9 protein-coding genes and 3 tRNA genes are annotated in these 11,105 nt (G+C 73.7%); 4 read left to right on the top strand and 8 right to left on the bottom strand.

Going from position 1 to position 11,105, the window contains the following annotated elements:
* Together DKT69_RS27585 and DKT69_RS27580 are read left to right on the top strand one after the other, a co-directional pair.
* Nucleotides 1–2,307 (top strand): RNA degradosome polyphosphate kinase (locus DKT69_RS27585; RefSeq protein ID WP_109804402.1); only part of this gene is annotated, 2,307 nt, incomplete at its 5' end.
* Nucleotides 2,308–2,347: 40 nt separating this feature from the next.
* Nucleotides 2,348–3,229 (top strand): NUDIX hydrolase, encoded by an 882-nt coding sequence (locus DKT69_RS27580; RefSeq protein WP_109804401.1) that lies wholly within the window; start codon nt 2,348–2,350, stop codon nt 3,227–3,229.
* A 135-nt stretch (nt 3,230–3,364) separates the two neighbouring features.
* Here DKT69_RS27580 and DKT69_RS27575 read toward each other — a convergent pair whose 3' ends face one another.
* The 4 genes from DKT69_RS27575 to leuC all read right to left on the bottom strand — a co-directional run bounded on the left by DKT69_RS27575 (nt 3,365) and on the right by leuC (nt 8,448).
* Nucleotides 3,365–5,392 carry an endonuclease/exonuclease/phosphatase family protein gene (locus tag DKT69_RS27575; protein WP_109804400.1) on the bottom strand — a complete coding sequence of 676 codons (2,028 nt, stop codon included), beginning with the start codon at nt 5,390–5,392 and terminating at the stop codon, nt 3,365–3,367.
* A gap of 143 nt (nt 5,393–5,535) precedes the next feature.
* Nucleotides 5,536–6,228, bottom strand: a complete 693-nt coding sequence (locus tag DKT69_RS27570; protein ID WP_109804399.1) for an HU family DNA-binding protein — start codon at nt 6,226–6,228, stop codon at nt 5,536–5,538.
* Between the two features lie 172 nt (nt 6,229–6,400).
* Nucleotides 6,401–6,988 (bottom strand): 3-isopropylmalate dehydratase small subunit, encoded by a 588-nt coding sequence (gene leuD / locus DKT69_RS27565; RefSeq protein WP_109804398.1) that lies wholly within the window; start codon nt 6,986–6,988, stop codon nt 6,401–6,403.
* Between the two features lie 17 nt (nt 6,989–7,005).
* On the bottom strand, nt 7,006–8,448 hold the full coding sequence (leuC, locus tag DKT69_RS27560; RefSeq protein WP_109804397.1) for a 3-isopropylmalate dehydratase large subunit: 1,443 nt from the start codon (nt 8,446–8,448) through the stop codon (nt 7,006–7,008).
* 49 nt (nt 8,449–8,497) lie between these two features.
* Between leuC and DKT69_RS27555 the strand changes: the two genes are divergently transcribed.
* Entirely contained in the window at nt 8,498–9,184 is a 687-nt protein-coding gene (locus tag DKT69_RS27555) for an IclR family transcriptional regulator (RefSeq protein WP_013284529.1), read from the top strand.
* Nucleotides 9,185–9,239: 55 nt separating this feature from the next.
* Here DKT69_RS27555 and DKT69_RS27550 read toward each other — a convergent pair.
* The 4 genes from DKT69_RS27550 to DKT69_RS27535 form a co-directional block, all read right to left on the bottom strand.
* Nucleotides 9,240–9,315 (bottom strand) — tRNA-Glu (locus tag DKT69_RS27550).
* 197 nt (nt 9,316–9,512) lie between these two features.
* Nucleotides 9,513–9,585, bottom strand: a tRNA-Glu gene (locus tag DKT69_RS27545).
* A 137-nt stretch (nt 9,586–9,722) separates the two neighbouring features.
* Nucleotides 9,723–9,794: transfer RNA gene (locus DKT69_RS27540), tRNA-Gln, on the bottom strand.
* Nucleotides 9,795–9,901: 107 nt separating this feature from the next.
* Nucleotides 9,902–10,705, bottom strand: coding sequence for a fumarylacetoacetate hydrolase family protein (locus DKT69_RS27535; protein WP_109804396.1), 804 nt, complete (start codon nt 10,703–10,705; stop codon nt 9,902–9,904).
* A gap of 219 nt (nt 10,706–10,924) precedes the next feature.
* Between DKT69_RS27535 and DKT69_RS27530 the strand changes: the two genes are divergently transcribed.
* A partial coding sequence (locus tag DKT69_RS27530) for a hypothetical protein (RefSeq protein ID WP_236648392.1) occupies nt 10,925–11,105 on the top strand: 181 nt, incomplete at its 3' end.

The following is an 11,105-nucleotide window of genomic DNA, read 5'->3' as shown; positions in this document are numbered from 1 at the left end:
CACCCCGACCGCCCGCCGCACGCCACCGACCCGGCCGAACCCCGCAACGGCGTCCGCACCCGCGGCACCGACGACCGCTTCCGCACCGTCCGCCCCCCGGAGGAGACCCCGCCCGGGGACCCCGGCTCGCCCGGCGCCGACACCGCGGCGGCCTCCGCCGGGCTGGAGGAGGTGCTCGACCCGGTCACCGGTCCGGAGCAGCGCCCGACCGCCGGCGCCGACGAGGAGCCGCCCCCGGCGCCGCCGCTGCCCGAGGACCGCTTCCTCAACCGGGAGCTCTCCTGGCTCGACTTCAACGCCCGGGTGCTGGCGTTGGCCGAGGACCCGCGCACCCCGCTGCTGGAGCGGGCCAAGTTCCTGGCCATCTTCGCCAGCAACCTGGACGAGTTCTACATGGTGCGGGTGGCCGGGCTGAAGCGCCGGCTCTCCGCCGGCCTGCCGGTCCGCGGCGGGGACCGGTTGCCGCTGCGGACCCAGTTGGAGCTGATCGCGGAGCGGACCGCCGACCTGGTGGCCCGGCACGCCGCCTGTTTCGTCGACGACGTGCTGCCGAAGCTGGCCGCCGAGGACATCCGGATCCTGCGCTGGAGCGAGCTGGACGACGCCGAACGGGAGCGGCTGCGCACCTGGTTCCGGGAGCACATCTTCCCGGTGCTCACCCCGCTCGCCGTCGACCCGGCGCACCCGTTCCCGTACATCTCCGGGCGGTCGCTCAACCTGGCCGTGTCGGTCCGCGACCCGGACGGCGGGTCGGAACTCTTCGCCCGGGTGAAGGTGCCGAACAACGTGCCCCGGTTCGTCCGGGTGGCCCGGGATCAGCCCGGCGTGCGGTTCCTGCCGATGGAGGACCTCATCTCGGTGCACCTCGGGCAGCTCTTCTCCGGCATGCAGGTGGTGGAGTGCCACCTGTTCCGGGTCACCCGCAACGCCGAGGTGGAGGTCGACGAGGACCGCGACGAGGACCTGCTCCAGGCCCTGGAGCGGGAACTGGCCCGGCGCCGGTTCGGCCCGCCGGTCCGCCTGGAGGTCGCCGCCTCGATCTCCGACCACATGCTGGAGCTGCTCGTCCGCGAGCTGGACATGGACGGCCAGGACGTGCTGCGGGTCCGTGGCCTGCTCGACCTCTCCGCGCTCTGGCAGGTGTACGGCGAGGCCGACCGACCCGACCTGAAGGACCCGCCGTTCGTGCCGGCCACCCATCCCCGGCTCACCGAGGGCGAGGTGCCACGCAGCGTCTTCGCCACGCTGCGGGACGGGGACGTGCTGGTGCACCACCCGTACCACTCGTTCGCCACCAGCGTGCAGCGCTTCATCGAGCAGGCCGCGGCCGACCCGAACGTGCTCGCCATCAAGCAGACCCTGTACCGCACCAGCGGCGACTCCCCGATCGTGGACGCGCTGGTCGACGCGGCCGCCGCCGGCAAGCAGGTGGTGGTGCTGGTCGAGCTGAAGGCACGCTTCGACGAGGTGGCCAACATCGGGTGGGCCCGGACCCTGGAACGCGCCGGCTGCCACGTCGTCTACGGCCTGGTCGGCCTGAAGACGCACTGCAAGACCGCCCTGGTGGTACGCCAGGAGGGCAACCAGATCCGCCGCTACTGCCACATCGGCACCGGCAACTACCACCCGAAGACGGCCCGGCTCTACGAGGACTTCGGCATGCTCACCGCCGACCCGGAGATCGGCGCCGACCTGACCGACCTGTTCAACGTGCTGACCGGGTACAGCCGGCAGACCGCGTACCGGCGGCTGCTGGTGGCCCCGCAGGGCATCCGCAGCGGCCTGGTCGAGCGGATCGAGCGGGAGATCGCGCACGTCCGGCTCGGCATGCCGGGCGTGGTGCAGTTCAAGGTGAACTCGCTGGTCGACGAGGAGATCACCGACGCGCTCTATCGGGCGTCGCGGGCCGGCGTGCACGTGGACCTGCTGATCCGGGGCATGTGCACGCTGCGCCCCGGGGTGCCGGGGCTGTCGGAGAACATCCGGGTCCGCTCGATCCTCGGCCGGTTCCTGGAGCACTCGCGGGTCTTCCGGTTCGGCAACAACGGCGACGCCGAGTTCTGGATGGGCTCGGCCGACCTGATGCACCGCAACCTGGACCGCCGGGTGGAGGCGCTGGTGCAGGTGAGCGACCCGGTCGCCCGGGCCGAGCTGGACCACGTGCTGACCGCCGCGATGAGCCCCGAGGTGGACGCGTTCGAGCTGGCCGGGGACGGGACCTGGACCCGGCGTACCGGCACCGAGGAGGGGCCGCTGACGCATCTGCAGGAGTTGCTGCTGCGACGGGTGGGCGGGACGGCCGGCTGAGCGGGCCACGGCGCACCGCGGCCGGGCTTACGGTGAGCGGATGACGGGCGAGGAGCCGGCGAGCATCCGGGCGGCGGGCGGGGTCGCCTGGCGGCCGGGTGCCGCCGGTGTCGACGTCTGCCTGGTGCACCGGCCCCGGTACGGCGACTGGTCGCTGCCCAAGGGCAAGCTGGAGCCCGGTGAGCACCCACTGCGGGCGGCGGTTCGGGAGATGGCCGAGGAGACCGACGTCCGGGCGGTGCCACAGGTCCGGCTGCCCGCCGTCCACTATCGCAGCGAGGGCCGTCCGAAGCGGGTGGACTACTGGTCGATGCGGGCGGTGGCCGAGGGGGGTTTCCAGCCGGACACCGAGGTCGACGAGGTGCGCTGGCTCCCGGCCGACGAGGCGGTACGCCTGGTCAGCTACCCCCACGACGCCGAGGTGCTCGGCGCGTTCGCGGCGCTGCCGCCGGTCACCGCCACGGTGCTGCTGATCCGGCACGGGCACGCCGGCAAGCGGGGCACCTGGTCCGGGCCGGACACCGGCCGGCCGCTGGACGCCACCGGATGGGCCCAGGCGCAGGCGCTGGCCGAACTGGTCGCCCTGGTGCGCCCGGCGCGCCTGCTGTCCGCCTCGGCCCGCCGCTGCGTGCAGACCCTGGACCCGGCCGCCGCCCTGCTGGACCTGCCGATCGAGGTGGTCGGCGACTTCGACGAGCCGAAACCCGGCCAGCAGGTGGACGAGTGCGCGCTGGCCGCGGCCGCGCACCTCGCCGCGCTGGCCGCCGCCGGGGAGCCGGTGGCGGTGTGCAGTCAGGGCAAGGTGCTGCCGGGCGCCCTGGAGCGGCTGGCCGGCCGGGCCGACGACTTCACCACCCCGAAGGGCGGTGGCTGGCTGCTCGCCTTCTCCGGCGACCGCCTGGTCGCCGCCGACCGGCTTTAGCGCGTCGGCACCGCGGCGGGCGGGCCGCCGCCGACCTCCCCAGCCCAGCGCCGTCCGCCCCGTCCCGGCCGACCCGCACCGACGCACGGCGATGCCGCACCGCCGGGACGCCGGGGCGGGCGGAACGCGGACCGGTCAGGGCAGGGTGAGGGTGACCGTGACCGGCAGGTGGTCGCTGGCGGTGCTGCGCGGCGCCACCACGTCGGCGGCGGTGACGCCCGGGGAGACGAAGACGTGGTCGATCTGCTCGCGGGGGTCGTCGGCCGGGCTGGTCGGCACCGGCCGGGCCGACGCCAGCGCGTCCACCAGGCCGGCACCGGTTAACTCCAGGAACGCCGGATCGCCCGGCTCGGTGTTCAGGTCGCCGGCCAGCACCAGCGGACGGCCGGCCGCGTACCGGGTGGCGAAGGCGGCGACCTGGCGGGCCTGGGTCACCGGGCCCCGGCCGGGCGGAGGTTGCAGGTGGGTGGCGACCACGGCCAGCCGGGCACCGCCACCGAGGTCGAGCGTCACGCCGAGGGCCTGCGCCCCGGTGGGCGCCCCGACGGTCGGCAGCGGCCGGGTCTCGCCGGAGCGCACCGGCCAGCGGCTGAGCACCGCGTCGCCCCACACCGGATCGGCGGCCGGCGCGAAGACGTACGGCATGCGCATCCGCCGGGCCAGCAGCGCGAGGGTGTCGTGGCCGCCGTTGAGCAGCCAGCCGCGGTCCACCTCGCTGAGCAGCACCACGTCCGGCCGGCTCCCGGTGACCGCCCGGGCCAGGCCGTCCAGGTCGAGCCGTCCGTCCAGCCCGAAGCCCATCCGGACGTTGTACGCCACCACGCGTACGTTGCCCGCCGCCACGGCACGCCGTTCGGTGGCGGGCACCGGACGGTGGATCCCGGCGGCCACCGCGGTCAGCAGCATGAGCCCGACGGCCGTCCACGCCGGCGCGGTTCCCGGGAGGACGGTTGCGGCGGCGGGGCGCCCGGTGACCGCGACCACTCCGACGAGCACCGCCAACGCGACGGGCACCCAGCCGTTCGGGTACCCGAGGTCGTAGGCCGCGTAGTAGGCGACGGCCGCGACGGCGAAGACCAGCATCCCGCCGACGGCCGCGTGGCCACGCCGGCCGGAGCCAACCGAGCCGGCGCCCGTGCCGCCGCCGGACCTGGTGTCCGCACCGGCGTCCGGGCGGGTGTCGATGCCGCCACCGGTGTGGGCGTCGTCGGTGTCGCCGCCGGTGTCCGTGCGGGCGTCGGTGTTCGTGTCGGTCTCGGTGTGGGTGTCCGTGGGAGCGTCGGCGAGGGCGAGGCAGCCGCCGAGGCCACCGGCGGCGAGCAGGAACGCCGGTCCCAACCAGTCGGCCCGGTCGGCGGCGAAGAGCACCGCCCCCGCCAGCAGCGCGGCCGGCCAGAGCACCCGGGCGAGCCACCTCGGCGGCCGGGTGAACGCCGCCACCACGAACAGCCCCACCGTGAGGATGGGCAGGGCCGGCACGTGTGCCGGCGGAAGACCCAGCCCGGGCAGGTCGGGCGACCCGTGCCGGTAGGAGGCGGCGGCGTTCCACACCGCCGGGGAGAGCGCCAGCTGACCGGCCAGCAGCGTCGCCGGCCCCGCGAGCAGCCAGGCCCGCGCGCCGCCGGAGCCGCCCGTTGACACGACCGCCCGGGTCCGGCCGGCGCCTGCCTGCACGGCCAGGAACGCCCCGGCCAGCAGGGCACTGAGCGTCCACCCCGGCCAGCCGCCCCGCCAGACCAGGTCCTCCGTGCCGAGCAGGGCGTGCCCCACGGCGGCGACGACCAGGCCGAGCGCCAGTCCGGGTACCGGGCGGGCCACGACGGCGGCCGTCGCGGCGAGCCAGACCAGGCCGGCGAGCAGACCGGCGCAGGCCAGCCAGAGCTGGAGCCGCCCGCCCGGCGCCGCGGTGAGGGCGAGCCGCGCGCCGGCCAGCGCCCCGGCGGCGACGAGGCCGACCGGGCGGGCGCCGAGCCGGCGTACCAGGGCGGGCGCGGCGAGGGCGAGGAGGAACCAGGAGACGGCGAAGGCCCCGAGCAGTTCGGCGGGGGTGGCGGCGGCCTGCCCGAAGATGGTGATGATCGACGGCAGCCAGACCCGCAGCACGTCCAGCAGGAGCATCACGCCGAGGGCGAGCATGGCGGTGGTGAGGTGGCGGTGGCGCACCGGCGCCTCTCTTCGTGACCGACGGGGTGTTCGGCACGGCGATTGTCCGCGCGGCCCGGGTCGCCGGTCAACGGCGGCGACGCTGTGGTCGTACGCGAAAAGGGCGCCCACCACGACGGTGGGCACCCTTTTCGTCGAGCCGGTCAGCGCCGGGGGCTCGCCTTCTTGGCCGGCGCCCTCTTCGCCGGCGCCTTCTTGGCCGCCGTGGTCTTGGCGGCGGCGGTCTTCTTCGCCGGCGCGGTCTTCTTGGCCGCGGTGGTCTTCTTCGCCGGCGCGGTCTTCTTCGCCGCCGTGGCCCTGGTCGCCGCGGCGGTCTTCTTCGCCGGGGCGGCCTTCTTCGCCGGGGCGGCCTTCTTGGTCGCCGCGGTGGTCTTGGCGGCCTTCGCCGCGGTGGTCTTGGCGGCCTTCGCCGCGGTGGTCTTCTTGGCGGCGCCGGCCGCGGTGGTCTTCTTGGCCGCGGCAGCCTTGGCCCCGGCCGCCTTGGCCCCGGCCGCCTTCGCGCCGGTGGTCTTCGCGGCGGCCGCGGCGGTCTTCTTGGCGGCGGCCGTGGCCTTCGGCACCTTGCCGCTGGCCACCATCTCCTTGAAACCGGCGCCCGGGCGGAAGGTCGGGACAGAGGTCTTCTTGACCTTCACCGCCTCGCCGGTCCGCGGGTTGCGCGCTGTTCGGGCGCCCCGGATGCGCTTTTCGAATGCTCCGAATCCGGTGATCGCCACCTTCTCGCCCTTGGTGACCGCCGCCTGGACCTCAGTGAGGACCGCGTCGAGCGCGGCCGTCGCCATCTTCCGGTCCCCCAGGCGAACGGCGAGCGCCTCGATGAGCTCGGCCTTGTTCACGACTTCCTCCCGATTGTGCTACTGACTCGACGCGAGCCATTCTGCGCGCACCGTATGCCCTGTGCTGCCGGGACACAAACATTCGGTGGAAAAAAGCCCTTGTGTCGTAACGGATTCGCCCCCACCGGCCGGGCCGGTGGGGGCGAAAACCGCTGTGCGATCGGGCGTACGGCTATGCGACCGACGGCAGGAACGACGGCCGGGACGCCTCGAAGGCACTGATCTCGGTGGCATGCCGGAGGGTGAGTCCAATGTCATCCAAGCCCTCCATCAGCCGCCAGCGGCTGTGGTCGTCCAGCGGGAACGCCCAGGTGGCGTCCCCGGCCCGGACCTGACGGGCGGTGAGGTCGACGGTCACCGGGGTGGTCGGGTCGGATTCCACCAGACGCCACAGCTCCTCGACGGCTTTCAATTCCAGCTCCACCGGAAGGAGACCTTCCTTGAGCGCGTTGCCGCGGAAGATGTCACCGAAGCGAGGAGAGATCACGGCGCGGAAGCCCCAGTCCCGCAAGGCCCAGACGGCGTGCTCCCGGGAGGAGCCGGTACCGAACTCCGGGCCGGCGATGAGAATCGACGCGCCGGAATGGGCGGGATCGTTGAGAACGAATGCCGGATCCTCCCGCCAGGCGCTGAAGAGCCCGTCCGCGAAACCGGTCCGGGTCACCCGCTTGAGGTACACGGCGGGGATGATCTGATCGGTGTCCACGTTGGAACGGCGCAGCGGCACGGCGGTGCCGGTGTGGGTGGTGAACTTGTCCATCGCGAGCAGCTGCCCTTCTACAGGTCGGCGGGGGCGGCCAGCCGGCCGGCCACGGCGGTGGCGGCGGCGACCGGCGGGGACACCAGGTGGGTACGCCCGCCCCGGCCCTGGCGGCCCTCGAAGTTGCGGTTGGAGGTGGAGGCCGAGCGCTGGCCCGGCGACAGGGTGTCCGGGTTCATCCCGAGGCACATGGAGCAGCCGGCGAACCGCCACTCGGCGCCGGCGTCGGTGAAGACCTTGTCCAGCCCCTCCGCCTCGGCCGCCTCCCGCACCGCGGCCGAGCCGGGAACCACCAGCATCCGTACGCCGTCGGCGACCCGGTGCCCGCGCAGCACGTCGGCGGCGGCGCGCAGGTCCTCCAGCCGGCCGTTGGTGCAGGAGCCCACGAAGACCACGTCCACCGCCAGGTCACGCAGCCGGGTGCCCGGCTTGAGGTCCATGTACTCCAGCGCCCGGCGGGCCGCGGCCTGCTCGGACTCGGAGACGAACTCCTCCGGGTCCGGCACCGCCGAGCCGAGCGGCGCGCCCTGGCCGGGGTTGGTGCCCCAGGTGACGAACGGGGTGATCCGGCTGGCGTCGAGGGTCACCTCGGCGTCGAAGGTCGCCCCCTCGTCGGTGGGCAGCGTCCGCCAGTGGTCGACCGCCGCGTCCCAGTCCGCGCCCTGCGGCGCGTTGGGCCGCCCCTTCAGGTACGCGAAGGTGGTCTCGTCCGGCGCGATCATGCCGGCCTTGGCGCCCCACTCGATGGACATGTTGGCGATCGTCATCCGCCCCTCCATGGAGAGGTTCCGGATCGCCTCGCCCCGGTACTCGACGATGTGGCCGCGCCCGCCGCCGGTGCCGACCTGGGCGATCAGCGCGAGCACCAGGTCCTTGGCGGTGACGCCCGGGCCGAGTTCGCCGGTGACGGTGACCGCCATGGTCTTCGGCCGGGCCTGCGGCAGCGTCTGGGTGGCCAGCACGTGCTCCACCTCACTGGTGCCGATGCCGAAGGCGAGCGCGCCGAACGCGCCGTGGGTGGCGGTGTGCGAGTCGCCACAGACGATCGTCATGCCGGGCTGGGTGAGGCCGAGCTGCGGGCCGATGACGTGCACGATGCCCTGGTTCTCGTCGCCCAGCGGGTGCAACCGTACGCCGAACTCGGCGCAGTTGCGGCGCAGCGTCTCGATCTGGGTGCGGGAGGTGGGGTCCGCGATGGTGAGCAGGTCGCCGCGCCGGGAGCGGAACGCCGGGTCGGCGTACCCGGTCGGGGTGTTGTGGTCCTCGGTCGCGATCGTCAGGTCGGTACGGCGGACCCGGCGGCCGGCCAGGCGCAGCCCGTCGAAGGCCTGCGGACTGGTGACCTCGTGCAGCAGGTGCAGGTCGATGAAAAGCAGGTCCGGCTCGCCCTCGACGGATCGCACCACGTGCGCGTCCCAGACCTTCTCGGCCAGGGTCCTCGGTTGAGTGACTCCCACCATCTGGACATCCTAAATTCTGGGAGGTAAGTTTCGGCTTGTGGGACACAGTATGAGCGGTGTCGGCGTTCTCGACAAGGCGGTGGTCATCCTGGCCGCCTGTGTCGACGGCGCCAGCCTGGCCGAACTCGTTGAACGCACCAAGCTGCCCCGGGCCACCGCGCACCGGCTGGCACAGGCGCTGGAGATCCACCGGATGCTGGTCCGGGACACCCAGGGGCGCTGGCGCCCGGGTCCCCGGCTCGGCGAGCTGGCCAACGCCGCGCCGGACGTGCTGCTGACCGCGGCGGAGCCGCTGCTCGCCGCGCTGCGCGACGCCACCGGTGAGAGCGCGCAGCTCTACCTGCGCCGGGCCGACGAGCGGATCTGCGTGGCCGCCGCCGAGCGGGCCAGCGGCCTGCGGGACACCGTGCCGGTGGGCTCGGTGCTGCCGATGACGGCGGGCTCGGCGGCGCAGATCCTGCTCGCCTGGGAGCCGCCGGAGGCGGTGATGCCGCTGCTGCCCCGGTCGAAGTTCACCGGCCGCACCCTGGCCGAGGTACGCCGCCGCGGCTGGGCACAGAGCGTCGCCGAGCGCGAGGCGGGTGTGGCGAGCGTCTCGGCCCCGATCCGCGACCGCACCGGCCGGGTCATCGCCGCGATCAGCATCTCCGGCCCCATCGAGCGCCTCGGCCGCCGCCCCGGCGAACGCCACGCCATGGCCGTGGTCAGAGCCGGCCAACGCCTCTCCGGCCTCTGAGTCTGCCCAGACGGCGAACGGCCCGCCTCGCGAGACGCGAGACGGGCCGTTCGAGTGGTAGCCCCGACCGGATTCGAACCGGCGCTACCGCCTTGAGAGGGCGGCGTCCTGGGCCGCTAGACGACGGGGCCAGGCACTTTTCCTGCTTCACCGCCCAGCCGAGCGGTGCGGCAGTAGTCTAGCGGCACCGGCTCCCGGCGCCGAAGACGGGGTCGGCGCCGCCGGCCACGAAACGACCGGACGCGCCAGGGAACCTCGGCTTGCCCGGCAGCCGGTTCCGGACACGAAGAAGCCCGCCCCACCGGGGTGGGACGGGCTGTCAGCGCTGTAGCCCCGACCGGATTCGAACCGGCGCTACCGCCTTGAGAGGGCGGCGTCCTGGGCCGCTAGACGACGGGGCCAGAACTTCCTGCTTCCCCACTCTGGTGGTGAGGAAGCTGCACTCTATCAGAGCTCGCCGACCGCCCCTCGCGAAGAGGGACGGAGCAGAACTCCGCCAGAATCCAGCGACCGGGATTCTCGCGAACCCACGGCTGCGCTGGGGTACCAGGACTCGAACCTAGACTAACTGAACCAGAATCAGTCGGGCTGCCAATTACCCCATACCCCATTGGCCCCTTGCGGCGCCGGGAGTGAACTTTACCCTCCCAGTGCCGACAGGCCAAATCCAACCCCCCGAAACCGCCTGCGACCTGCGAAAACGAGGCGTCGGACGGATCAGGCGACCGGCACCACCGGGTTGGTGAGCTCGCCGATCCCGTCGATCCGCACGGTGACCGTATCCCCCTCGGTGAGCGGGCTAACCCCCGCCGGGGTGCCGGTCAGCACCACGTCGCCGGGAAGCAGCGTCATCACGTGCGAGATGTACGACACCAGGGCCGGCACGTCGAACACCATGTCCTTGGTCCGGCCGAGCTGGCGTACCTCCATCTCGTCGGGGTTGCGGCCCACCTCACACCGGATCTCCAGGTCGGAGACGTCCAGCCCGGTGGTGATCCACGGACCGATCGGGCAGAACGAGTCGAAGCCCTTGGCCCGCGTCCACTGCCCGTCGGAGCGCTGGAGGTCCCGGGCGGTGACGTCGTTGGCGCAGGTGTAGCCGAAGATCGCCCGCTCGGCAGCGGCCCGGTCGGCCCGGCGCGCGCCCGGAGCGCCGATCACCACGGCCAGCTCCGCCTCGTGCTCGACCTGCTTGGAGAAGATCGGCAGCCGGATCGCGTCGCGCGGCCCGATCACCGAGGTGGACGGCTTCAAAAAGAGCAGCGGCTCCTTGGGCACCTCGCTGCCGTGCTCGGCGGCGTGCTCGGCGTAGTTGCGACCCACACAGACCACCTTGCTGGGCAGGATCGGCGAGAGCAGTCGGACGTCGGAGAGCGCCCACCGGGCGCCGGAGAACTTGACCTGGCCGAACGGGTGGCCCTCGATCTCGGCGATGGTCAGGCCCTGCGGCCCGGCCTCCGGCTCGCCCTCGACGACCCCGAACGACATTCCCTTGGCATGAGCAAAACGAGCGATACGCACCCGGCCAATCTATCCCCGACACCGGGCGTGGCACGCCGCGTGCGACCACCGGCACGTCACCGGGCCGTCCGGCGGCCGGACGGGGCAGGGTACGCGGTCGGCCGGCCGGCGGGGCGGGAATGCCGACTTCGCACCCGCCCGGCCGTCGCCGCCCCATAGCTTCGGGTCCGGAGGTGCGTTCGTATGCCTGCATCGAGACGACACCACAGAACTCTCGCAGTGTTCGTGAACTGCCTCGGCGTGCTCGCCGCCGTACCGGCCCTGCCGGCCACGGCGCCCCGGGCCGCCGCCGCACCGGCGCCGGCGGCGGCGCAGGCCGCGCCGGCTCCCACCGCCACCGGGATGCCCGCGGCGCCGCCCGCCGTGCCGCCGACCTCGGCGGCCCTTTTCCGGCGGCCGG

The sequence above is a fragment of the Micromonospora sicca genome (assembly GCF_003172935.1).
GTDB classification, from domain to species: domain Bacteria; phylum Actinomycetota; class Actinomycetes; order Mycobacteriales; family Micromonosporaceae; genus Micromonospora; species Micromonospora sicca.
Note: the sequence above shows the minus strand (reverse complement) of the source record. Positions and strands in the feature narration are given on the sequence as shown.

Bases quoted from the DNA above. Each gene is read 5' to 3' on its own strand.
- DKT69_RS27580 (WP_109804401.1), top strand. From the start codon at position 2,348: ATGACGGGCGAGGAGCCGGCGAGCATCCGGGCGGCGGGCGGGGTCGCC.
- leuD (WP_109804398.1), bottom strand. From the start codon at position 6,988: ATGGACAAGTTCACCACCCACACCGGCACCGCCGTGCCGCTGCGCCGT.
- leuC (WP_109804397.1), bottom strand. From the start codon at position 8,448: ATGGTGGGAGTCACTCAACCGAGGACCCTGGCCGAGAAGGTCTGGGAC.
- DKT69_RS27555 (WP_013284529.1), top strand. From the start codon at position 8,498: ATGAGCGGTGTCGGCGTTCTCGACAAGGCGGTGGTCATCCTGGCCGCC.